Source organism: Pseudomonas sp. DCA-1 (assembly GCF_046523955.1).
GTDB classification, from domain to species: Bacteria; Pseudomonadota; Gammaproteobacteria; order Pseudomonadales; family Pseudomonadaceae; genus Aquipseudomonas; species Aquipseudomonas putida_Y.
In genome coordinates, this window is record NZ_CP169881.1 from 2777418 (window position 1) to 2800334 (window position 22917).

Sequence of the window (22917 nt, forward strand, 5' to 3'; positions counted from 1 at the left end):
TTATATCCAGTGGTGGGAGCCTTGCACGTGGCAGCAAGGGGTATGAATCAGTTTCAGATTACTGGCTGAGTTATAACATAACAATAAGGGCAGGTTGCAAATCACGTCCTGACTCTTGAGCAGGCAGAGGCGGGAAGCCGCTTCGCTTGAGGCTGCTGGCGCGGGAGAAAAAACTATTGGATAAGATCGACGCTGACCTGAAGCGCGTTGGGCTTCAGATTCACGAGCGGTCGCGCAAACAGAGGCGGCCCGTGCTGCAGTAACTACCTATCGCGCATTGGGAGGAGGGTGGTCACCCTCCTTAATGGTAGTGATGGTGGAGGATTTCCTCACCCGCACGGGGCCAGCAACGTGCAGGCCGGAACGCTGCAGTGACAACTCGCTCCAGAACGCTCGGGCAGGCGTTGCGATTGGTGCTTCAGTTCCCATCGTTATCTCGACGGCTCGAATGGGGATGGGGGCTTGCCCCCTCGCCCAGTCACAGCACCTTGTCGAGCGTGATCGGAAACTCTCTCACACGCTTGCCCGTGGCATGGTAGACCGCGTTGGCTACCGCGGCTGCCACCCCGACGACGCCGATTTCACCTACGCCCTTGGATCCCAGTTCATTGATGATGTCGTCGTGCTCTTCAACGAAGATGACTTCGATATCCCCGCAGTCTGCGTTGACCGGGATGTGGTACTCCGCCAGGTTGTGGTTGACGATGCGACCCAACCGATGGTCGGTGAGCGCGGCTTCGTGCAGGGCCATACCCATGCCCCACACAACGCCTCCCAAGATCTGGCTGCGCGCGGTTTTCGGGTTGACTACCCGTCCCGCCGCCACGGCGCTGACCACCCGTACTACCTTGATCGTGCCAAGGTCCTCGTCGACGTGGACTTCCACGAACACCGCCGAATGCGTGGCGGTGGAGAACGGTTCACGCCTGGCGCCGGGCTCCGCGTCGACTTGCACTTCGAACTCACCTTCGGGGGCGCTGGCGATGATGTCCGCCAAGGCCAGGCGATGGCTGCCTGCGTGCAGGTAGCCATCGGCGAACACGATCTGCTCCCGGGCCGTGCTGGCCACTTGGGGGTACATCTTGCGCGCATGTTCCAGCACTTTGGTGCGCAGTATATGGCAGGCCTGGCGGACGGCCGAGCCGACCGACGACACCGTGAACGATCCTCCCTGAAGGGGTGCGGTGGGCAGTGAAGAGTCACCCAGCACGAAGGTGACATCCTGCACCCTGGCGCCAGCCGCGTCGGCTGCGATCTGCGTCATGACGGTATAAGTGCCGGTCCCGATATCGGTGGTGGCACTGCAGACGGTGAGGTGGCCTTTGGCATCGAAGCGCGCTTTGGCGCTGGCTTTCATCTGCATGGCTTCCCAGACGCCGCCGGCCATCCCCCAACCGACCAGCTGGTTGCCATGGCGCATGCTGCGCGGTTGCGGATTACGGTTTTGCCAGCCAAAACGTTCGGCACCTTGCCGGTAGCACGCCAGCAGTTCCTTGCTGGAGTAGGGCTTGCCCTCGTTGGCATTGCTGGCGGCAAAATTGCGCCGGCGCAGCTCGAGCGGGTCAATCTGCGCTGCACAGGCAAGCTCATCCATGGCGCATTCCAGGGCAATCATCCCCGACGCGGCGCCAGGCGCTCGCATGTCCAACGGGGTGTACACATCGAGCGAGGCCAGGCGATAGCTGAGGGCAACGTTGTCGCACTGGTAGAGCATGCCACTCCATTCCACCACGTGCTCGGTGAAGTCCTCGAAGCGGGAGGTCTGGCCAAGCGCATCGTGGGCGATCGCCAGCAACTGCCCGTTTGCGTCAGCACCCAGGCGCAGGCGCTGCTCGGTGCGGGGCCGGTAGCCAAAGGTGAACATCTGCTGGCGAGTCAGCGTGACGCGCACCGAACGCTGCAGGTGCAACGCCGCCATCACTGCCAGCGGCAACTGGTACTGCGGACGCAAGCCCGAGCCGAAGGCACCGCCGACGAATGCCGCGCGCACGCGGATGTTTGCCTTGGGCAGGCCAAACACCTTGTGCAGGTAGTCCTGGCAGTTTTGTGTGCCTTGGGTCTTGTCGTGGATTTCCAGCGTGCCGTCGCCTTTGTAGAGTACGGTTGACGCATGGGGCTCCATCGGGTTGTGGTACTCGTTGGCTGTCAGGTAGGTGGCATCCACCTGCACCGGGGCCCCGGCAAACTGAGCGGCAAAGTCACCACGCGGCGCCGGTGTCTCGGTGAGTGCTGCATGCGACTGTTGGCATGCGCCCAGGTCGGTCTGGTGGGCCTCCTCGGCATACTCGATCCTGATCAGCGAACCCGCATACCGGGCCAGTTCGAGGGTTTGGGCAACCACCAGCGCCAGCGGTTGCCCATTGTAGAGGACTCGTTCATTGAACAAGGGCCTAAACGGCGCCCCCTTCGCGGAGTCGGCGTCGCTGTAGTTGTCGTCATAACTGGAAATATGCGGACGATGTGCATGGTCGAGCACGGCGATCACCCCCGGCACGCGCATTGCCTGCGCACTGTCGATGTTGAGTACCCGACCGCGGGCGATGGTACTGGACACGACGCTGCCATGGAGCAGGCCTGTCTCGGGGTATTCGCCCGCGTAGCGCGCCTGCCCGGTGACCTTCGCCATGCCGTCCACGCGGTCCAGGGGCGTGCCAACTACTGGTGTGGAGTTGATCATGGTCGTGCCCTCCAGCAAGCGGCGCCGTAGGCCGCGTCATTCAGTGCCCGCACAATCGCACGTTGGGCCAGCGTGACCTTGAACCCGTTGTGGCTCAGGGGTTTTGCGTCTTGCAGCAACGTTTGCGCGGCGCGGGTGAACAGTGCTTCGCTAGGCGCTTGGCCGGCCAGCATGCGCTCCACAACCGGGTCTCGCCACGGCTTGTGGGCAACGCCGCCCAGCGCCAGGCGAGCTTGCTGGATCACCTCACCATCGAATTTCAAGGCTGCAGCGACCGACACCAGCGCGAACGCGTAGGAGGCGCGGTCGCGTATTTTCAGATAACGGTAATGGTTTTCGAACTCCGGGGGTGGCAGCTCGATGGCGACCACCAGTTCATCGACTGCCAGCTGATTGTCTCGCTCCGGGGTGTCCTCGGGGAGACGATGGAACGCCGCAAAAGGTATTTGGCGCTCTCCGCGCGGCCCCTGCACATGCACCACGGCTTCGAGCGCTGCCAATGCCACACACATATCCGAGGGATGGGTCGCGACACAGGCATCACTGGCGCCGAGAATCGCGTGGATACGGTTCGAGCCTGTACGCGCCGGGCATCCGCTGCCGGGCTCACGTTTGTTGCAGGGGGTGCCGGTGTCGTAGAAGTAGTAACACCGGGTACGTTGCAGCAAGTTGCCACCGGTGCTGGCCATGTTCCTCAGCTGCGGTGATGCCCCAGCCAGGATGGCGTCTGACAGCAATGGATAGTGCTGCTCGATCATTGGATGCCAGGCCAGGTCGGCATTGCTCACCAATGCGCCGATCAACAAGCCACCGTTCAACGTGAGGTGGATGCCGTTCAGCCCAAGGCCGGAAATGTCGATCAGGCGCTTGGGGCGAACCACGTTTTCTTTCATCAGGTCGACGAGGTTGGTGCCGCCGGCAATGAAGTGCGAGCTGGCGCCTGCCAGGCTCACGGCTTCGCTGATGGATGCGGGCTTGTGGTAGCTGAAAGGCGTCATGGATTCGGCCCTCGTTGAGGCTGGGCCAGGTCCGTCATCAACGGTAGGGCTTCTTCTACCGCAGCGACGATGTTGCCGTATGCACCACACCTGCAAAGGTTGCCACTCATCTGTTCGCGAATGGCCTCGCGGGTGTCGGCACGCCCTTCACGGGCAAGCCCGACTGCGGAGCAGATCTGCCCCGGGGTGCAGTAGCCGCACTGGAAGGCATCGTGGGTGATGAATGCGCGCTGCATTGGGTGCAGAACGTCGCCGACGGCCAGCCCTTCGATGGTCACCAATTCGGCCCCATTGCACATGATGGCCAAGGTCAGGCAGGCATTGACGCGCTTGCCATCGCGCAGCACCGTGCAGGCCCCGCACTGGCCATGGTCGCAACCCTTCTTGGTGCCAACCAGGTCCAACTGCTCACGCAAAAGGTCGAGGAGGGTGGTCCAGGGATTCACCTGCAATGTTCGGCGCTGACCATTCAGGGTCAGGCAGATGGGGTGTTCTTCAACCCCATTGGGAGAGATCGCGCTCATGGAAGGTCCTCACGGTCAGGGTTTGCGCAGTCGGCTGCGTCTCTGTTGTGCGACCGGGCCGGTTGACTAAACGTTCAGCCCGCTTGCCAAGTTGCCGATCACATCTGGCCGTCACCCGTGTTTTTGCAGGGCGTCAATCAACTGGGCCTTGGTCATGGTCGAGCGCCCCTTGATGTCTTTGCTGCGTGCCTCTTTCATAAGGCTTTCCTTGCTTTGCGATTCCAGCGACGCGTGCGACATCCGCGAATGCCCCTGGCGAGATTCAGCGGCGCGTTTGGCCGAATCCGAGCGTGCGGTCTTCTTCGCCCGCGACGATGTCCTGCTTCCCGAGCCTCCGTGCTTCTCACCGCCACCGGATTGTTTGTTTGTGCTCGGCCTTGCGTTTCTGCGCGTCCGTGTACTAGTCTTTGTCCCCGCGTGGCATGGTATTTACTCCTGCGTGGGTTGCATGAACGGTTTGAACCCGGGTAGAACCGACGAACCGGGCGATGGATAAGTGATCCGTTGCCATCGGCCCTTTCAGCTAACTGCCGGAACCTGCGCCTGATCCACCTCCGGCTGAGCCATTGCTACCACTACCCGCATTTGCGCCGCTATCACCAGAGCCATTGCTGCCGGTTCCCGAGCCGCTGTCGGTACCGTCACCGCCGGTATTGTCCGTACCATTGTCGTCAGTACCGCCATCACCCGTACCCATGCCATCGCCTGGCGTTCCCGAGCCAGTCGCACCGCTTTGGTCGTGCATTTGTCCATTGTCGTTCGATTGCATGCCTGGGGCGTGCTGATGGTTCAGGTCTGTGGCGGCCAAAGCAAGTGGTGAAGCGCAGCCCAGGCACAGCGTGAGCAGTAACGTATAAGGTTTTGCCGGTGTCATGGCGAAACTCCTTTTTATAGTGTTTACCCTTTTGTTCGGCCTGCCGCGCGTGTGAGGGTGCCTTCTGAGCGACGGAAGGCGCTGCATCAGGTCGACGCGAGCGAGCGACGCTTTGCTCCAATGAAGGCGTTGATAACGTGCGGGGCACCCATGAGGCTGGTGCAATCAGGTGTTCGAAGTTAGTTTTTCACTGCAAGCCTTTTGGCTTGTCATGGACACGATTTGTAAATGTTTTCTACTTGCAGCCTACTCGCGCTCGATAAATTCTTTATTCGTGACGCCGGGCCCCTCTGACGGTTATACCGCCATGTCGGAGTCATAGTTGTTCAACTACGACTATACAGGAGGGGCTCATGTCTGCCCTTAGTGCGTATCTCTATCAAGACGTTCTTGGTACTGACCTCTGGCTTTGGCTTTCCTTTTTCGCTGTTGTGCTAACACTGTTGGCGCTTGACTTAGGTGTGCTCCATCGCGGGAATCGGGAGATTGGAGTTAAAGAGAGCTTGTTGCTGTCTGCGGGCTACATCAGTATGGGCCTTTTGTTCGCGGTCTGGGTGTACTTCCAGAAAGGCAGCGATGCCAGCATGGACTATGTGACGGGTTTCTTGATTGAAAAATCCCTGTCAATGGATAACGTTTTCGTTATTGCCCTGATATTCAGTTTCCTGGCCATTCCTCGGGAGTTCCAGCACCGAGTATTGTTTTGGGGGATCATGGGGGTCATCGTCTTGAGAGCTATCATGATCGGCCTTGGGGCTGCGCTCATCGCCCAGTTCAGTTGGATACTTTACTGCTTCGGCGCCTTCCTGGTGTTCACCGGGGTAAAGATGCTCTTCGCTCGCGTCGATCATGCGCCTGACCTGGAAAACAACCGTTTCGTCAAATACCTACGTAGACACCTGCGCATCACCAAGGAATTGCACGGTCAACGTTTTTTGGTTCGCTTGCCTGACGCGTCAGGAAAAAGAATGCTATGGGTGACACCGCTCTTCCTTGCACTTATTTTGATTGAGTGTGCAGATTTGGTATTTGCTGTTGACAGCGTACCTGCGATTTTTGCTATCACACAGGATCCGTTCATCGTTTATACGTCGAATATTTTTGCCATTCTCGGCTTGCGAGCGCTCTATTTTGCATTGGCTGCCATGATCAGTCGCTTTATTTACCTTAAATATGCGCTGGCTCTGGTGCTTGTCTTTATAGGCTCGAAAATTTTCCTTCATGACGTGGTGGGTAAAGTGCCAGCCGAAATATCGTTGAGCGTAACAATCGGCCTTCTGATTGGCGGCGTGTTGCTTTCGCTTTGGAAAACCCGAGCGTCCGCTAACGCTCATTGAATAATTAAGGCCGCTGAACGGTAGAGCAGGGACAAGCTCCGCAAGCATGGTATCCAGGCCGGCTCGTACCACCACGAACGCTATGCGTACTCGTCCGAGAAGGTCGTGCTGACGTTTTAGCGAGTCTTGCCGAGTTGATCATCACCGCTGGCAAGACCGATAAGAAACGTCGCCTCACCACGCCGACCCTGGTTTACCAGACACTCGCCACGCTCAGGAAATGGCGTTTCTCGTATGTGCTTGTGGCCAAGGTTAGAAGGCTGCCCGCTGACGGCCTGTAGCGATTGATGTCACTCGGGCAACGCATACACCCTGAAAAATTTCTTCACGATATCGTTGGTCCCTCCCAAGTATTTGTCGTAGTCCTTTTCAATGGAGCCCGAGCGATAGGCTTCGCTCAGGGCCGTATCGACCAGCAAGCGGAAGTCGTCGTCATTGCGCGCCACCATCATCGCCACCGGCGAGTACTCGAATATACGGTCCAGGAGCATCAGGTTTTTGGGAGCCCCTTCCTTGGCTATATCGTTTTTCAGCAACATGCGTTCGGCAAAGAATGCGTCCGCCTTGCCGTCGGCGACCAGCTTGATGCCCTCATCGTTGTTGGCCACGGTAACCAGTGAAGCGATTACACCAAGCAGGCGCATCCTTTCGCGAATCCAGTCTTCGGTTACACCGCCCTCAATGGTGGCGTATGTGTGGTTGGCCAGACCGTTGTTGATGCTTGCTCGCCAGGTCGGTCCGCTATTGGCGACTTTGCCATTGAGTACATTGAGCAGCGATTCGGGGGCATCCTTACGTACCACGACAGAGAGACCGGCGGTGTAGATCGGTATGGCGTAACTGATCGTCTTGCGCCGTTCCAGAGTGGGCGGAGTCGGCGTGCAGAGAATATCGACTTTCCCCTGGCTGACCGCACTGACCAGCTCGTAAACCGTAACCGGCTGGTAGCGCACTTGCAGGTCCGGCAGGCCAAGCTCGCGCTTGAGCTTGTCTGCAACTTTAAGGCACTGCTCGATGGCATAGCCGCTGGCTTTGTCGCCTTCCTGTGTGCTGAAGGGCGCAAGGTCTGGCACGTAGCCCAAGGTGAAGCTGTGGCTGCTGCGCACGCGGTCAAGTGTGGAGGCACTGGCCATCAGAGGCAGCGTCAAAAAAGCCAGAGCGAGCAAAAAACGGGTGGTTTTGATAAATGGTACGTTCATGTCAGGTTTCCCCGTATGCAGATGTCTGTGCAGTCCTGGCTGCCGCGCCTAAGGATTGCCGGCCCCGGCCTGTTCGGCTGGCAGCGTGTCGGTGAAACGCTTCGCGAGGAAACCATAGAGCAGGTAGCCGAAGGCCAGCACCAAGGTGCCGCCCATCACCGCCTCCTTGCCGCAGGCATACAGGGCATACAAGGAGTACGTCACCGCAACCAGCAGCACCACCAGGTTGCGCGCGTAGATCGTCGTTGAGACACCGGCCTTGTACATGATGACCAGCAGACCGGTCAGCGCGGTTAAATATGGGATGAGGTTAGTCACCGCCGCCAGGTTGACCAGCTTGCTGAACTGGGCGGCAGCATCCGGTGAAATGGTTGACAGGGCCATCAAGGTTTGCAGCAGGCCACAGACGATCATGCCGACGACAGGGGCGTTCATGGCGTTGACCTTGCTGAAGAACTTGAGGAACAGGTTCTGGTCGGCGGTCATCTTGGCAGTTTGTGCCAACGTAAATTGCCACCCCAGCAGCGAGCCGACACACGCCATGACCGCCAGGGCCATGACGATATGGCCTACCAATGGATTGAACATCGTGGCGTAGACCAGCGCGAAGGGCGCGGTGGACTTGGCCAGATCGGCATTGGGAATGATGCCCTGGATCACGGTGGTCGACAGTATATAGACACCGGCAGCTCCCAAGGTGCCGAACAGGCAGGCCAGTGGCACGTTGCGTTTGGGGTTTTCCACGGCATCGGTGGCTTGGGCCGCCGACTCCATGCCCAGGAACGCCCACAGGGTCAGAGGAATGGCTTTGGCGATGGACTCGGAAATCGGCAGATCGTTAGGGTTCCAGGCGGCGACCAGTACATCGGGCTTGAACCAGAACCAGCCGATGATGCAAAGGCCCGCTACCGGAATGATCACGCCCCAGACCGTGAAAGCACCGATCTTGCCGGTGATGCCGGGGCCGCCGAAGTTGGCGACGGTGGTCAGCCAGATTAGCCCGACGGTCCCTATGCACAACGGGATGGCACCACTACCCAGCCAGGGCAAGAAGGCGGTCATGTAGCCCACCGCAGAAATGGCCACGGCTACGTTGGCGATGGCCAGAGACAGGAAGTACAGGTACGAGCAGAGGAAAAAACCTGACTTCGCGTGAGCTTCTTCTGTGTAGGCTGACAACCCGCCGGAGCGTGAGCAGAAGACGCCGCACTGGGCAAAACAATAAGCGATGGCCATCGAGCCGATCGCCGTGAAAAGCCACGACAACAGCGAGACGGCGCCTAGTTGAGCCATGTTGGTAGGCAACATGATGATCCCCGAACCCATCATGTTGACTGTCACCAGCGTCGTGAGCCCGACCAGGCTCATTTTTTTGCTTGAATCAGCCATCGCAAACTCCTTGCCGCGTTCAATGTTTTGAACCTTGGTCCGGCAACGTGCAACGCGTGGCCGAATAGGGGGCTAATGTTCAATGCTTGACTACGTAAACGCTGCAGGTTGGGCGCCCTTGGCAGTCCCGTTTGATCTCGACAGCAGGAGGCGCTCAGCAACCAGTGCGCTGGTGTCGACGATGTCCAGCCGGGCCTGGCAAGGGGCGGGCAGGCGGAAGGGCATGATGCTGTCGGCGACCAGGATGCGTTCGAACATCCCGCTTTCGAACAGCGTCCCTGCACTGGTGAACAGTCCGTGGGTGGCGGCAGCCAGAATGCGTGAAGCGCCGGCTCGATGGCAGGCTTGAGCGGCACGCAGCAGTGTCTGGCCGGTGCTGATCATGTCGTCGAACAGCACGACCGTGCTGCCCGCCACCTTACCCACCAGACACTCACCGCTGAGCTGCGTGTGTTGCCGGTGCTTTTCTACCATGGCCATGGCGACCGGGCGCGCCAGTATCTGGGCCAGTGCCTGGCGAAACTGTTCGGCGCGCTTGATGCCGCCCATGTCCGGCGACACCACCGTGATGCCCTGCGCAACAAGCAGCGGCGCCAGGCGCTGGGCAAACAGCTGCGCGCAGTCCAGGTTCCAGGCTGGTATCCGGTAGGCGTTGTCGAACGCGCTGGGATTATGCACATCCAGCGCCACCACCCGGTCGATGCCACAGCTTTCCATCAGGCGAGCCACGTGGCGGGTAATGGTCGAATCCTGAAATTCCACCTTGCGGTCCTTGCGCCCATAGCACAGATAGGGCGTCACCGCTGTCACCTGGCTGGCGCCGGCGTCCTTGAGCGCGCCACAGAAGAACAGCAGCCGGCACAGTTTGTCGTGGGCGCTGTGGTGCATATCGCCATAAAGCGAGTGGAACACGACGGTGTTTCGCCCCTCGACCGCATCCTGGGGCCAGCACTTGTGCTCGCCGTCCTCATAGTCTCGCTCTACATGTGCCGACAGGGAGAGGCCCAGGCGTCGGGCAACGGCATCGCCATAGCCCTCGCTGCCTTGCAATGCAAACATCAACGGTGCTGTGGTGTTCATGGGCGATGCTCCCTGGGTGGTTACCGGCAACTTAAGCGGCTTGGCACCGCTGGGTTTGACGATTATCAAGTACAGCGTGGGCCATGGGCAGACACTGTGCAGGTCAGCGCATGCCAAAGGCTGCGATCCTCACAGCGGCTTGTCAGCCATACACCGTGCAGCATCCTGACGATCAGGTCTTTACCTGGCAGTTGAATCACGCGGTATCGCCTGTTCGGCCATGGCGCACCACCTCCACGCAGAATTGGCCTTCGTAGGGAGGCACATGACATTCGACGATATCTTGCGCCGCGACCTGCAAATGAATGCCGACGATATCGGCATGCACCGGTTGGCGGCAGACGTGGCGGTCGACGAGCACAGCGCTGATGAGGTGGCGCGCACCCAGTTCGGCGAGGTAGGCGCAGGTGCGCAGCAGAGAGTGCCCTTCGTAGAGCACGTCATCGACCACCAGCAAGGTGGTTTCGGCAAGGTCGAGCTTGGCGAGTTCAGGGCTCTCGGTGAGTTGAGTATGGGCATGCAGGAGGCTCAGGTCGTCCGCATAGCGCTTGACCTTGATCGGGTAGAGCGGCAATGGCGCAGCGCCGGTCAGTGCTTGCAGGTGCAGTTGCAGGCGCTGCGCCAGCGGCTCACCACGCCGCTGAATGCCTACCAGCGCCACTTCAGACGTAGGCAGGCAAGCCATGGCCTGCCGGGCCATCGAGCGCAGCACACTGTCCAGATCGTGTTCGTCATACAGACGGACTCTTGATGGAGCGGGGCGCTTCATGGTGTTTTTCCTTATTGGATAACGGTGTCCGGGAGCCTACCCGGGCCCCTTGAGGTGGGCTTGATAAAAGCCAAGTGATACAACAGCAAGCTTGCAGATTAGTTCGGATGTCGCCAAAAATACGCGCCAACCAACGAAATATTTCTGCTATCTACCCGTCCGTTGACGGAAACTGACTCGACCATTGCAAAATGCATCGTGAGGTGACCGCACGGAAATTTGGGAAGGCGAACGAAGGCGGAAGGGCTGTTGACCATGGGTAAGTGGTTGACTTTTTCGAGAGCGGGGCTTAGTGGAAACGCGCACTGTGAGCGTGTTTTAATGGCGACAGAGAAAGTTATTGGATGTCGAGAGCGCAGGTGGAAAAATATTCGTTCAAGTAAATTAACTTGTGGCTGATTTAAAAATGCTATCGGATAAAGTTAAAAATTTTTGCCGCCAAAAAGGCTGGTGGTATGATGATGCTAGCGCAGATTATGAGGCTGAACTAGTTAAATTAGGAATTGATATAGGATCGGACTGTGCTGAGTTTTACTTGCATGCTGAAGATGGCCCCACATTTTCCTCGGGAGGGCATGAACTCTATCAGCTTGGTTGGTTTTCTAAAAATACCAAGTTTGATCTTGCGCTGAAACGCACCCATGACACTCTAGGTCTGAGTCTTGATTACATACCCTTGGATAGCTTTGAGGGTGAAAGTGGATATTACTATAATTCCAGGACTGGAGAGGTGCTTGAGATTTCCCTTGGTGAGAGATTGGAAGCTTTCAAAGCGGGGCGACTTCGCCCGCAGTGGAGTAACTTTAATAGGTTCATTGAATTTTATTTTAAACTGGGCTGATTCTACTGCTACGACGAGCGCCGGTATCTGGTAGCAGTCAACCCGATCCATCGTCGCCATCAGTACGACCCGGCCGGTGAGTTGGTGCGCACGCTCGACAAGCTGCGAGGTGAGATCATGTATGAGTCCGAAGCTAACGGCCAGTTACGTAGCCGCGATACCGGCTCACTGGCGGGTAGCGAAGAATTCCGCTATGACGCGATAGCCAACCGCCTGGACTTCAGCATTTCCAAGAACATCCAAGAGCTTGCGGAATCCCAAGGAGCTCTTTCTATCGCGATTGAGCGAAGCAGTTCCAGTGCTCTGGTGATCAAAGCGGCCATTACAGCTCTGGAGAAGCAGATTGCTGCCGAGTGATCGACATTGCGAAAGCCGCACTGGTAGATGTCGAGCAGCGCAGCTCTGCACGTTTGCAGCGGCTTTTCGCTGTATTCCGTTGCGAAACCGTGAACGATATGGTGCATGCATTTTATCGCGAGGACGATTTTGCGGAGGGCGATCCAGAGGAATTTTTGCAGCATTTACCAGACTCTGTCAGTCGCGAACAAGTGGCCACGGCTTTGTGGTCTCACGCTAATCGGCAACTGGTCCGGCTGTTGGTGGCTGATCCAGAGCGTATCGAGCTGGTTTCAGGGCGTGATAAGGACATGGTGCTGCGGGTATTGGACCAGCTGTCACTTATGCCTGAAAGCTTAAGTGCCGACGCCATCCCGCACTTTTTTATGGGCAACCCGATCTGGTCGGCACCGTGCATCAATACCGGGAACGAGTACTTGCTGCCCATACCGCATCTGGTACTTAGCCACATTCACGGGGGCATGCGTGCACTGTTGGATGATCTCGCTCCGACGGTAAAAATGAAAATGGCTCGGACTCGTGCCGAATATCTGGAAGCGCAAGTCTGTGCACTGCTGCGCAAGGCGTTGCCTACTGCCCGGCTGCAAGCTGGAGTCAAATGGGCGATCGGCGCAGATCGTTGTCAGCAGAGCAGCGATGATGATGGCTCCGGCCTGACCTGCCAGCGCGCGGGCAGGGTAATTTCCTCGTGGTAGCGAATGTTGTCGAAGCACAGGCGCATGTGGGTTTTCAGGGAGGCTCGCTGAAACGCGGTAGTTCTCGATGCTCGGGGGTTGCATAGTGCTGCAGGGGGTGATTTTGGTGAAGGTGGATGACTTGTTCTCAGCGATCGCTGGCGTTGGCACAAAAGTCGCCCGCATGGCCTGAATTTTTGCCGTGGCGGCCAAGGCGATGATGACCAGCGCGGAAAAGACTGCGAGGAGCAAGCCGAAGACCAGCATGTGGTTAGCTTCGGCTAGGCCGAGCAGAAAAAACGACGGCCAAGACCAGCATGACCGTGATACCGAACGCTATTTGCATAGAGCATCTCTGTTTAGTAGTGAAGAGCGACAATATGACGGCAAGGGTGTGTTCAGAAGCAAGGGTTAGCCGTCCTCTGCCTCGTCAGGGTTGTCTTTTTCCGGTGAAGAAGTGGTCAATAACTGGCTGACACGACTGCCCAGCAGCGAACCGGCCTGAAAGTAGCCCATCACCGTGCTGACACTGCGGTGCTCGGTCATCGCCATTACCTCGCCCAGAGGCACACCCTGGCGTCCGGCTTCGGTGACGAAGCCCGAGCGGAGGCTGTGCGCCGCCCAGTCACCGTCGAGGCCTGCCAGTGCCGCGCGACGCTTGACAATGCGCGCGATCTGGTCGCCGGACAGGCCAACAGTCGCGACCCGCCCCCCTTTGTACAAACGGCGAAACAGGGGGCCGTTGCTGGCCGGTGCTACAGCGAGCCAGGCGTTAAGTGCTTGTGCCGCTGGCCCCTGCAGCGGTTTTTCCCGACGCACGCCACTACTGTCGGTTTTGGTTGCCCCAAGTGCATATAGCCAGGTGTCGGCGTCCAGACGGCGCAGGTCTTCGATCTGCAAACCCACGATTTCCGAGCGGCGCCGGCCACCGCCGCTCCAGGCCAGCAACAGCAGGGCGCGATCGCGCACGCCACGCACGCCGTCAGTGCAGGTGGCGAGCATCGCCTGCAGCGGCTCCAACACCACTGCGGTTTTCTTCCGCACGGATACGCCTTGGCGCGCCTGGGCCTTGCGTGCCTCGCGAAGCAGAGTCTTCACCGCAGGAGCCTCACTTGGGTTATCCCAGCTTCGCACGCGATGCCATTTCGCCAAAACTGCCAAGCGATGGCTAACTGTGCTGAACGACAGTGGCCCCGGCCTGCCCTTGACCTTGGCTGCAACCAGCGCGGCATCGACTGCCGGCGGCAGCAGGTGTGTCCAGTTACCAGCAGTATCGGGCCTGGCCAAGTGATCGACGATGAATTGCACGGCGACCACGGGAGGCAACGCGCCGTCGCCGAGCGAGCGGCAATAACGCAATCGCAGCCACGCAGACCAGTAGGTGAGGGCGCTCTGGTAGCTGCGCACGGTATTGGCTGCGGTGCCTGCCGCGATGAATGCCTCGGCCGCGGCGCGGGTGCTGTCGGCTAGCTCCGCCAGCACCAACGGCTGGGAGGAGGGCATTTGTACCGGCTCTGTCAATTTCATCTCGCTCAACGCTGCAATAGTTTCGGATAACCTGTGGTTTATCAGACCTAATATAACGAAGATTTCGGAATGACCACATCCATGATCGTAAAGGGCAGTTATCAATTCCATTGCCAGCTTTAAATCTACCACTAGAAGCCTTGGCCATCCTGCACAGCTTATGCGAGCAATCCTAACCACATAGCACTGAGTATCACGAACCGGTGCCGCAGATCGTGGTGGTGATGCGCACCAGCGCATCTAGCGGACCGATATCGGGGATAGGCTTGTCCTCCAGCACGATACGGTTATTCTCAACGATAACAGCCGCTTTCATGAGCGCCATGGCATGTCTCCCGAGGCACTGCGTGATTGTTCTTGATCTAGGTGCGTCAGATTCGCCATGGATCCTTGATCGGCGTCAATTTTCCGCACGGTCCGAATTACCGGTCGTCTGCACGGTGCGTGAGTTGACAAACATCAAGTCGCGCGCAGGGCGGTGGCAGATGATCGGGGCACGCTTCCCAACTACAGAGGTGTGCCATGGCCAACCCGCAACGACTCTTGTTGATCGCGTCGCCCCTGATGCGCCGAACCCCGGTCTATGATCGCGCTGCAGCATTGGCCAAAGCCAAGGGCATGGCGTTGCACATCGTCGCTTTCGACTATGTCGAGGGGCTGGCCACGGCGGGCCTGGTCAATGACCAGGCCCTGGCGGTGATGCGCGATGGTTATGTGCGCCAGCACCGCGAGTGGCTGGAAAGCCAGGCGCTACCGATGCGGCGCACTGGCATCACGGTCACCACCGAAGTGGTCTGGGTGCTGCATCCGCTGAACGAGATCCTGGTGCATTTGCGCGAGCAACCGTTTGCCATGTTGATCAAGGAGTTCGAGCACGAGCCCTGGTGGATGCGCGCCATGTTCACGTCGCTGGATATCCAGCTGTTGCGGGATACGCGCATACCGTTGCACCTGGTACACAAAGCCAGCCACGCCTTGCCGCGCAGGATACTGGCGGCCGTCGACCTGTCCAGGCCCGAAGACCAGTATGAAGGCTTCAATGACCAGATCATCAGCGAGGCGCTGAAACTGGCCTTGCAGTGCAATGCCCAGATCGACTTGCTCTACGTCTACGACCTGGGGTCGATGTACCTGGACGCCAGCAGTAGTCGTGAGCATTCGTTCTTACTCGACTCCAACCTCGCCCAGACACTTCACGAAGCCCAGAGTGAGGCCTTCCAGGCACTGGCCGAGCGCAATGGCATCGCCAGCGAGCATCGCCACATGCACATGGGCGACCCAGCCAAGGTCCTGGGATTGTTCATGGACAGCCATGACATCGACGTGCTGGTGATGGGCAGTTATCACCACCATGGTATCGGCTGGTTCATTGGCAGCACTGCCGAGCGTGTCATGCACCGGTTGTCCAGCAGTGTGCTGGTGATCTCGCCCGAGCATTCACAGGGGTAACCGTACAAGGCCCGTCAGGGCTTTGTCGCTAAGGCGCTGAGATCCATAGCGGTTATCTTCCGGTGCTGGCGCAAGAGGGCTACAGCGGGCCGATCTACGCCACCCAGGAAGTGAGCGGTCTGAAGGCGCTCACGCCCGCTGATGAGCAGCATTGCCTCGCGCAGTTCGACCTGTTGCCCGAGGAGGGGCGTGCAGTCACGCCTTGAAGCGATCAATGGCCCCCATCGGACTCTGCAATGACAGGCGCCCATTACGGCGCGGGAGGTATTCATGTCCCATGATCTTGCCTTGCCAACCTTGTTTGCCGACCGTACCCAGGGTGGACGACGCCTGGTCGAGCCACTGACCCGCTACGCCGGCAGGCCCGACGTGATCGTGCTCGCACTGCCGCGTGGTGGCGTTCCAGTGGCCTACGAAGTCGCGACTGCCCTCAATGTGCGCCTGGACCTGCTGGTGGTGCGCAAGCTCGGCATGCCGTTTCACCCCGAGTTCGCCATGGGTGCGATAGCCAGCGGCGGCGTTACGGTCCTCAATGACGACATGCTGCGGGCCTACCCGGTAGAACCGGCGTTGTTCGACGCCGTGGTTGCCAGGGAAACCGAGGAGCTGGCGCGGCGCCAACGGGCCTACCGGAGAGGGCGGCCAGCCCTGCAGCTCAAGGACCAGGTGGTGATTCTCATCGATGATGGCCTGGCGACTGGCGCCACGATGAGGGCGGCTATCCAGGCTGCGCGAGCCCAGTCACCGGCGCGGATCGTCGTCGCCGTCCCGGTCGCACCGCCAGAAACGCTCGAAGCGCTGTACGGTGAAGTGGATGAGCTGGTGTGCCCGCTGGTGCCTGAGCGGATGGTTTCGGTTGGCTATTGGTATCAGGATTTCCCGCAGACATCAGACGAGGAAGTGATGACGCTCATGGGGCAAGCCGATCAGCAAGCGCTTTACCGGAGTGCGCCCCATGACTGAGCACAGGGTTGAAGTTCGCACACAGACGGTGAAGCTGGCAGGCGTCGAACTCATCGCGGACGTGCGTGAGCCGGCCAACGCCTGCGCCTTGGTCATCTTTGCCCATGGCAGCGGCAGCGGGCGCCTGAGCGCCCGTAATCAATACGTAGCAGACGCTCTCGCGGCACGTGGCCTGGGATCAATAATCTTCGACCTGCTGACCGAGGCTGAGCAACGACTCGATAACGAGACCGGAGAATTGCGCTTTGACATTGCCTTGCTGGCCAAGCGCTTGATCGATGTCATCGATTGGGTTGCAAGCGATCCGCAGCTGGGCACGTTGCGCATTGGCTTGTTCGGTGCAAGCACGGGGGCCGCTGCGGCCCTGTGGGCGGCTGCGCAGCGCCCCGAGCGCGTGGCGGCGGTGGTGAGCAGAGGCGGCAGAACAGACCTGGCTGGGCCGATGCTGGACCGTGTACAAGCGCCAACCTTGCACATCGTAGGTAGCTGCGACGTCCTGGTCCTTGAGCTCAATCGTCAGGTGGACCGCTTGCTGAGCTGTGAGCGGCATCTTGAAGTGGTGCCAGGCGCTACGCATCTTTTCGAAGAGCCTGGCACCTTGGCGAAGGCCGCGGCGCTCGCCGGTGACTGGTTCGTGAAGTACCTGCAGCACATATCCGTCTGATGGGGCTTCGCCGAGGCTCATACACCAAATGGATAGGTTTCGTCCTCTGGCTCAAGATGCTGTTGTTTCGGCAAGGGCAGGGCAGTCACTGGCTGGGTCTGTTCGAACCAGAGCAGCGCATCGAACTGCTCGGCCAGCACCGCCTCAAAGTAGTGGCTCAGCCGTTCGCTCTCGGGGCGATAGATGACGCCGATGGCGCGTTCGAGTAGCGCCGTGGACAACACATGGCGCAACGCCTTGCGCTGTGGGTCGCGCCAGTCGCTCAGGCAGGCTGGCACGCCTGCGAGGCGGAACTGGTGCTCCCAGCTGTCGCTGCGCGAAGGACGGATTTCCTTGATCTGCATGTCGCCGTCCCAGTCATCGGCGGCAGCCACCTGGCCGCGGTCGGTGGCCATGCCGATCAACACCGCGTCGTGCCCGAAAGCGCTGCGGCAAAGCTGGCCGATGTTGAACTGGCCTTTCCAGCCCATTTCTGTGGCTGCGGCATTGCCGATATGGGAGTTGTGAGCCCAGACCACCGCCTTGGCGTGGGGGCCACGGTGTTCCAGCAGCGCGCGCAAGGTATCGAACATGTGCCGGTCGCGCAGGTTCCAGGACGCCGTCGAACCTCGGTAAATGGCGCGGTAGTACTGCTCTGCGGCGATGATTACACGGGCATTCTGCGTTGCGTTGAAAAAAGCTTCGTCATTGCGGACAAGCCCTGACAATTGCTCGGCGAGCATGGCATTCAGTTGCTGGATCACCGGTTGCTCGCATGGCATGACGCCACCGTGCTCGACAAAGTGCCCGTACAGCGCGGGGTCGTCCTGCCAAGGTGTCAGGCAACCGTAGCGGCGACGGGATTCATGGGCCAGATGCGGATCGACCCGGTCCAGATACACCAGGACTTCATGGATGGAATTGCGCAGGCTGTAGACATCCAGGCCGCGGAATTCCACGCGGTGGTCGGTGGGCAGCAGTCGGTTGTGCCCGTGCAGCCATTGGGCGAAGGCTTTGACTTCGCTATTGCGCCACATCCAGGTTGGAAAACGGCTGAAAATATGGCGCTTCCACGCCGAGTGCGCCAAGCCTCGGACGTACTGATCGACATGCCCGGCATCCGGCCAGTCGGCCTCGACGGCGACGATGTTGAAGCCATGCTGTTCGATCAGGCGCCGGGTGATCGCCGCTCGGGCGCGATAGAATTCGCTGCTGCCGTGGCTTGCCTCGCCCAGCAGGATGACGCGCGCGTCAGCGTAGCAATCGAACAGCGCTGCGAATGCCGGCGTATCGAGGTTCGGCAAAGGTTCGGCGTACTGATGAAGCACCGGGGCAATATCGGCAGTGTCGACCTGATACTGCTTGCCGTAGAGTCTTTCCATCAATTTCTTCGAAGGGCCGTTCATGGGGAGCCTCCCATAATCGGGCCGCCGCGCATTGACCCGTCAGGGTGCGACGGCCCAGGGTTCAGATCAGGGAGAGCCGGTGGATGACCTGGCTAGCATCATCCGGGTCAGCGACGGTGGTGAACCCCGATTCGGGCGACAGCCGTTCGATGAAGGCGCGTGCTCGGTCCTGGGCTTGCAAGGGCCTGATCAACACGTGAACGCCGTTTTCAAGGGCTTCGATCCAGTATTCACCCGAAGGTTTGGGGAACGAAGGCGTTGTGTGCACACGGGAAGTTTCGGCGGGCGCCATGGCAATGTCCTCTATGTCGAATGAACAAGGAAGTTCAGTGTCGACAGTGGGCCCTGCGCCGACTTGACAGTTGTCAAATGCGTCACTCATGAGCTGTCAAACCGATAGATAAAGCTCCCCCGATTCAGGGATAGCCAACTCCTGCTGGCGTGGCTTTACGGGTACCACGAGCAAGTTGCATTTCAGGCTGCTTAGCAGGTATTCCAGGGTCGCGAACTGCCAGGCGCGGTGAGGGCTGGTGATCACTACGGTGTCGTAGCCGCAGCGATTGGCGTATGCGCAGAGGGTGTGCGCGCATGATCCGACGATCAACTGGTGATGGGCGTTAGGGATGCCCAGTTGCGCGACGAAGCGTTTGAATGCGCTTGCGACGGATTCATACGAGGGGATTTCCGCTAGGCTGTAGTGCTCGCTGTGACGCAGGAGGGCGGCCTGGTCATAAACGCAGAAGAGATGCATCTTCGCCTTGCGCGCATGGGTTATGAGCCTCGCGGCCTCGACGACTGCGGCATTCGCGTCCCCGTCGTCCAGGTCTTCGCAGCTGGCCGGCGCCGCTACAAACAGCTTGGCTTGACCTGGCTCTGAACGTTCCCGTGCGAACAACACGGGGCAGGGCGCAAGCCGCATGAGTTCGAGGCCGAAACTGACACGCCCGTCGGCTTGAGCCTGCAGAATTATCAGGTCGGCGGCGCATGCCCTGGCCAGTTTGACCAGTGCTTTCGCCGTGGGTTTGATTCGCATGACCTCCGGCTCCAGGTGGATGCCGCTGTCGAGGAAGACCTTCGCCAGGCCTTTCTGTCTGCCCAGGGTATCAAGATGTCTGGCCTCGGTAGCAGGTGCTATGTGGATGGCGAGGGTCACCAAGGCGCCGACAGCCGTCGCCAGCTCGATCGCCTGTTCGATAGCTGGATCGTATCGATCTTCGTCGGCTGCAAGGACAAGCAAGCTACTGATTTCCATGATCTTCACCTTTTGGCTGAGAGCGCCTGGCATACAGTCGGACTTCTGCGAAGCGTTCGACGCTTGAGCATGCAGGCGCACGCAAGGCGCGGTTTGATCTTCATCAAGTCACCTTGGGTGGCATCCAACCCTTGGTCGGACAGACCGCTAACATTTTGTGGGACCGCTAACTTGAATAGATGCCCGCCTGCAAAAAAAGCGGAGGCATCGTCATGTCAGGCTCTGCAGAAATGGGGGCAAGGCCCCATGTGAAGTGCCTTGCGTGCTCGTTGAGCCGGCTATGCCTGCCCGCCAGCCTCAGCGCCGACGAAGTGGACAAACTGGAGCGGATTGTCCGCCGTAACCGGCCATTGAAGCGGGGTGAGTACCTGTTCAAGGCCAATGAACCCATGGAGCACGTGTTTGCCTTGCGCTCTGGGGCGATCAAGAGTTTTCTGCTCGATGCCGAGGGCACCGAGCGGGTGACCGGCTTCCTCCTGCCGGGTGAAATGCTCGGGCTGGACGCTATTGGTGCCAGTCATTACCGAAGCTTTGCCGTTGTCCTGGAACTCTCGCTGGTCTGCTCCATCAGGCTGGATCAGTTGGTGGACCTGTCCGGCCAGATTCCGGGGTTGCGTTATCAGTTGCTGCACATGCTCAGCCTAGGGATCCAGGGCAAGGACGAGCACCTGCGCTGCTGCCATGGGCGTGCCGAGCAGCGGCTGGCGATCTTCCTGCTGGGCATGTCGGCGCGTTACCAGGCGCGGGGGTTGCGGGCGGGTGTGTTCAACCTGCCCATGTCCCGTGGTGATATCGCCAACTACCTGGACCTTACGCTGGAAACGGTCAGCCGCCTGTTCAGCCGTTTCGTCCATGCAGGTCTCGTGCTGTGCGCCGGGCGTGAGGTCAGGCTCATCGACATGCAAGGCCTGGTCAACCTGACCCATCTGGAGGAGCCCACTTGAGCGCGGCAAGCACCCGGTCATAGCGTTGCACAGGCCAGTTCTCGGCGGAGTGCCCCACCCAGATCGGGCGTGGCACATGATCCGTGCGTATCCAGATACGCTGCGGTGCTACGCCTGTTTGCCAGCACAGCTGGGCTACCTGGCGCGCCACTTGTGGCGGTGCGCAACAGTACACCGTGTCCGGGTGAAAGGTGATCAGCAAGCGCCTGGTTTGCCACCAGCCACTGCTGCTGTCACGCGGCAGTAACGACAGAGCCGACAGCCAGGTTCGACAATCGTCTGGCAGCAGTTCAGCCGCAATGCCGTCATGTGACAGCTGCAATTGTATCCAGGGCAGCCAACAGCGAATCTCATCCAGCGCCCCCAGTAAGGACAGCAGGCCGTCGGCGCGACTGATGGCCAGCAACCTTGTACTTTGCAGGGGCAACGGCCAAGCGCTGCCAAGCGGCCCGGAATAGTCGAACAGTTCCCCCGCCCGTCCCAAGGGCTGCGCACTCTGAGTGCTGACGATAAATTGCCCGGCCACGCCAGGTAGGGTCACGTAACTGCATGGCCAGCACTCGGTTCGACCGCTGAGCACGCAGTACTGGCCAGCCATTGCCTCGCTGCATGGCTGGCTGCAAAGGGCCAGGCGCACGAATTGCTGGATACCCAGGCCGGGCAATGTCTGGAGCACGCGGACGCTGGCACCCTCCCGGTCCATGACTGCCTCGCACGGTAATGATGGCTTGCTGTAATCAGCCTAGGCCGTCGCCAATCCGGCACTTTGACCAGGATCAAACCAGCGGGCGGCAGGGACTTCACCTTGTTGATAAAGATCAAATGGGGTGCTGCCCCACGGCGCATGATCGAGGCGTCTCCCTGGGAGGCAATACTCATTCACCCATTCGAGGAGAACTCCATGTCAGACGTTGCCAAGAAAGTGCCTGTTACCCCCGTCGCCAGCCAGCCAACCGAAGGTTCGCCGCCCAGCGTAGAACCTTCAGAGCTGTGGCGGCCCTTCCAGCAATTGCGCCGTCAGATCGACAGCCTGTTCGAGGATTTTGGATGGCGGCCGACGCGCATGCCGTTCAGCCACACACCGTTCGATGTCGAACCGTTCTGGCGGCGTGACCTGTTCACCCACGGCATGCCGGCCATGGACATCAGCGAGCTGGCCGAGGAGTACCGCATCAGCGCCGAGTTGCCTGGCGTGGATGCCAAGGATATCGAGATCAAGCTCGTCAATGGCAACCTGTTGATCCGCGGCGAGAAAAAGGAGGAAGTGGACGAAAAACGCAAGGAATATCACCTGTCCGAGCGCCATTACGGCAGCTTCGAACGGGTTTTCCAGCTGCCCCGTGGGGTCGACGCCGAGAAAATCGACGCCCAGTTCAACAAGGGCGTGCTGCTGGTGCACCTGCCCAAGCGTGCCGAAGCCATCCATCCGGAAAAGGTGATTCCGATCAAGAGCGGTAAATGATCACCCACCCTCACTGCATCGAGGAGCAAGGAGGCTCCGCCTGTGGAGGTAGAACATGATGTCCATTGGCAAATACTGCAACCGGGACGTGGTCACCGCACCACCCGGTATCTCCATCTATGCCGCGGCGCGCATGATGAATCAGTACCATGTCGGCGATCTTGTGCTGGCCGAACATGTCGACGGCGAGCGTTGTCGGCCCATCGGCCTGATCACCGATCGCGACCTGGCGTTGCGGATCATTGCGCGCAACCCACCGGATCAGGAGGACCTGCAGGCGGTCGATGTACTGCCCCGGCCTCTGATCACCGCGAACCAGAACGAGGACCTGTTCGATGTCATCCTCAACATGCGGCGCGCCAATATCCGACGTATTCCGGTAGTCGATGATTTCGGTCTGCTGGCCGGCATTGCCACGGCGGACGATCTGGTGGGCCTGCTGTCGGACCACCTGCACGAACTGTCACTGCTGATCCGTCAACAGAGCCGGCGGGAGGAAGATCTTCGCGGCGAAGACCTTTGAGCGCCCGCGTGCGCGATGACGAAAGGAGG

General features: G+C 59.6%; 22 protein-coding genes and 4 pseudogenes. 11 read left to right on the top strand and 15 right to left on the bottom strand.

The features are described 5' to 3' along the window. Positions 1-478: 478 nt before the first annotated feature. The 5 genes and pseudogenes from ACE4QZ_RS12965 to ACE4QZ_RS12985 all read right to left on the bottom strand — a co-directional run bounded on the left by ACE4QZ_RS12965 (position 479) and on the right by ACE4QZ_RS12985 (position 5073). Positions 479-2677 carry a xanthine dehydrogenase family protein molybdopterin-binding subunit gene (locus tag ACE4QZ_RS12965; RefSeq protein WP_028697425.1) on the bottom strand — a complete coding sequence of 733 codons (2199 nt, stop codon included), beginning with the start codon at positions 2675-2677 and terminating at the stop codon, positions 479-481. After that, positions 2674-3675, bottom strand: a complete 1002-nt coding sequence (locus tag ACE4QZ_RS12970; RefSeq protein WP_021784650.1) for an FAD binding domain-containing protein — start codon at positions 3673-3675, stop codon at positions 2674-2676. Before ACE4QZ_RS12970 ends, ACE4QZ_RS12965 begins: the two co-directional genes overlap by 4 nt. Then, positions 3672-4199 (bottom strand): (2Fe-2S)-binding protein, encoded by a 528-nt coding sequence (locus ACE4QZ_RS12975; protein WP_021784651.1) that lies wholly within the window; start codon positions 4197-4199, stop codon positions 3672-3674. The genes ACE4QZ_RS12970 and ACE4QZ_RS12975 overlap by 4 nt, the downstream gene beginning before the upstream one ends. Before the next feature lie 111 nt (positions 4200-4310). Then, a pseudogene (locus ACE4QZ_RS12980) lies at positions 4311-4623 on the bottom strand (termination factor Rho). A gap of 99 nt (positions 4624-4722) precedes the next feature. Beyond that, complete coding sequence (locus ACE4QZ_RS12985; RefSeq protein ID WP_080671146.1) at positions 4723-5073, bottom strand: hypothetical protein; 351 nt, start codon at positions 5071-5073, stop codon at positions 4723-4725. A 353-nt stretch (positions 5074-5426) separates the two neighbouring features. Between ACE4QZ_RS12985 and ACE4QZ_RS12990 the strand changes: the two genes are divergently transcribed. Then, positions 5427-6410, top strand: a complete 984-nt coding sequence (locus tag ACE4QZ_RS12990) for a TerC family protein (protein ID WP_021784653.1) — start codon at positions 5427-5429, stop codon at positions 6408-6410. Between the two features lie 290 nt (positions 6411-6700). Here ACE4QZ_RS12990 and ACE4QZ_RS12995 read toward each other — a convergent pair whose 3' ends face one another. The 4 genes from ACE4QZ_RS12995 to ACE4QZ_RS13010 form a co-directional block, all read right to left on the bottom strand. Continuing rightward, positions 6701-7609: an amino acid ABC transporter substrate-binding protein gene (locus tag ACE4QZ_RS12995; protein ID WP_021784654.1), complete on the bottom strand. Its 909-nt coding sequence runs from the start codon at positions 7607-7609 to the stop codon at positions 6701-6703. Positions 7610-7657: 48 nt separating this feature from the next. Further along, positions 7658-8998 (bottom strand): putrescine-ornithine antiporter, encoded by a 1341-nt coding sequence (gene potE, locus ACE4QZ_RS13000; protein WP_021784655.1) that lies wholly within the window; start codon positions 8996-8998, stop codon positions 7658-7660. A 90-nt stretch (positions 8999-9088) separates the two neighbouring features. After that, positions 9089-10078, bottom strand: a complete 990-nt coding sequence (locus tag ACE4QZ_RS13005) for a ribose-phosphate diphosphokinase (protein WP_021784656.1) — start codon at positions 10076-10078, stop codon at positions 9089-9091. 196 nt (positions 10079-10274) lie between these two features. Continuing rightward, the gene (locus tag ACE4QZ_RS13010) at positions 10275-10847 is read right to left on the bottom strand and encodes a bifunctional pyr operon transcriptional regulator/uracil phosphoribosyltransferase (RefSeq protein WP_021784657.1); all 573 of its coding nucleotides are present in this window, start codon (positions 10845-10847) and stop codon (positions 10275-10277) included. A 391-nt stretch (positions 10848-11238) separates the two neighbouring features. On the opposite strand from ACE4QZ_RS13010, the gene ACE4QZ_RS13015 reads away from it, so the two are divergent. From ACE4QZ_RS13015 to ACE4QZ_RS13025, 3 genes and pseudogenes are all read left to right on the top strand, one after another. Further along, on the top strand, positions 11239-11688 hold the full coding sequence (locus ACE4QZ_RS13015; protein ID WP_230849505.1) for a hypothetical protein: 450 nt from the start codon (positions 11239-11241) through the stop codon (positions 11686-11688). Between the two features lie 33 nt (positions 11689-11721). After that, positions 11722-11913, top strand: a pseudogene (locus tag ACE4QZ_RS13020) (RHS repeat protein); the annotation flags it as partial. 128 nt (positions 11914-12041) lie between these two features. Further along, the gene (locus tag ACE4QZ_RS13025) at positions 12042-12740 is read left to right on the top strand and encodes a hypothetical protein (RefSeq protein WP_021784659.1); all 699 of its coding nucleotides are present in this window, start codon (positions 12042-12044) and stop codon (positions 12738-12740) included. Positions 12741-13130: 390 nt separating this feature from the next. Here ACE4QZ_RS13025 and ACE4QZ_RS13030 read toward each other — a convergent pair whose 3' ends face one another. Together ACE4QZ_RS13030 and ACE4QZ_RS13035 are read right to left on the bottom strand one after the other, a co-directional pair. After that, positions 13131-14222: a site-specific integrase gene (locus tag ACE4QZ_RS13030; protein ID WP_021784661.1), complete on the bottom strand. Its 1092-nt coding sequence runs from the start codon at positions 14220-14222 to the stop codon at positions 13131-13133. A 226-nt stretch (positions 14223-14448) separates the two neighbouring features. Beyond that, a pseudogene (locus ACE4QZ_RS13035) lies at positions 14449-14571 on the bottom strand (NAD(P)-dependent alcohol dehydrogenase); the annotation flags it as partial. A gap of 197 nt (positions 14572-14768) precedes the next feature. On the opposite strand from ACE4QZ_RS13035, the gene ACE4QZ_RS13040 reads away from it, so the two are divergent. The 4 genes from ACE4QZ_RS13040 (at position 14769) to ACE4QZ_RS13055 (ending at position 17322) form a co-directional block, all read left to right on the top strand. Next, a complete protein-coding gene (locus ACE4QZ_RS13040) occupies positions 14769-15695 on the top strand; it encodes a universal stress protein (RefSeq protein ID WP_021784663.1) in 927 nt (308 codons plus the stop codon). 62 nt (positions 15696-15757) lie between these two features. After that, the gene (locus tag ACE4QZ_RS13045) at positions 15758-15901 is read left to right on the top strand and encodes a hypothetical protein (RefSeq protein WP_153811165.1); all 144 of its coding nucleotides are present in this window, start codon (positions 15758-15760) and stop codon (positions 15899-15901) included. Between the two features lie 64 nt (positions 15902-15965). Beyond that, the gene (locus tag ACE4QZ_RS13050) at positions 15966-16658 is read left to right on the top strand and encodes a phosphoribosyltransferase (protein ID WP_021784665.1); all 693 of its coding nucleotides are present in this window, start codon (positions 15966-15968) and stop codon (positions 16656-16658) included. After that, entirely contained in the window at positions 16651-17322 is a 672-nt protein-coding gene (locus ACE4QZ_RS13055; protein WP_021784666.1) for a dienelactone hydrolase family protein, read from the top strand. Before ACE4QZ_RS13050 ends, ACE4QZ_RS13055 begins: the two co-directional genes overlap by 8 nt. A gap of 17 nt (positions 17323-17339) precedes the next feature. Here ACE4QZ_RS13055 and ACE4QZ_RS13060 read toward each other — a convergent pair whose 3' ends face one another. The 3 genes and pseudogenes from ACE4QZ_RS13060 to ACE4QZ_RS13070 all read right to left on the bottom strand — a co-directional run bounded on the left by ACE4QZ_RS13060 (position 17340) and on the right by ACE4QZ_RS13070 (position 19959). Next, a complete protein-coding gene (locus tag ACE4QZ_RS13060; RefSeq protein WP_279935253.1) occupies positions 17340-18707 on the bottom strand; it encodes an erythromycin esterase family protein in 1368 nt (455 codons plus the stop codon). A 127-nt stretch (positions 18708-18834) separates the two neighbouring features. Then, positions 18835-19089 (bottom strand): annotated as a pseudogene (locus tag ACE4QZ_RS13065) (GNAT family N-acetyltransferase); the annotation flags it as partial. A gap of 6 nt (positions 19090-19095) precedes the next feature. Continuing rightward, entirely contained in the window at positions 19096-19959 is an 864-nt protein-coding gene (locus ACE4QZ_RS13070; protein ID WP_031322612.1) for a universal stress protein, read from the bottom strand. Between the two features lie 212 nt (positions 19960-20171). Here ACE4QZ_RS13070 and fnrB point away from each other — a divergent pair, with 212 nt between their 5' ends. Then, positions 20172-20903 (top strand): Crp/Fnr family transcriptional regulator FnrB, encoded by a 732-nt coding sequence (fnrB, locus tag ACE4QZ_RS13075; protein WP_033730605.1) that lies wholly within the window; start codon positions 20172-20174, stop codon positions 20901-20903. On the opposite strand, the gene ACE4QZ_RS13080 is transcribed toward fnrB, so the two are convergent. Further along, entirely contained in the window at positions 20872-21606 is a 735-nt protein-coding gene (locus tag ACE4QZ_RS13080) for a hypothetical protein (RefSeq protein WP_021784671.1), read from the bottom strand. The genes fnrB and ACE4QZ_RS13080 overlap by 32 nt on opposite strands. Before the next feature lie 198 nt (positions 21607-21804). Between ACE4QZ_RS13080 and ACE4QZ_RS13085 the strand changes: the two genes are divergently transcribed. Together ACE4QZ_RS13085 and ACE4QZ_RS13090 are read left to right on the top strand one after the other, a co-directional pair. Then, complete coding sequence (locus tag ACE4QZ_RS13085) at positions 21805-22365, top strand: Hsp20/alpha crystallin family protein (RefSeq protein WP_021784672.1); 561 nt, start codon at positions 21805-21807, stop codon at positions 22363-22365. Positions 22366-22423: 58 nt separating this feature from the next. Then, entirely contained in the window at positions 22424-22888 is a 465-nt protein-coding gene (locus ACE4QZ_RS13090; protein ID WP_410480451.1) for a CBS domain-containing protein, read from the top strand. Positions 22889-22917: the final 29 nt, after the last annotated feature.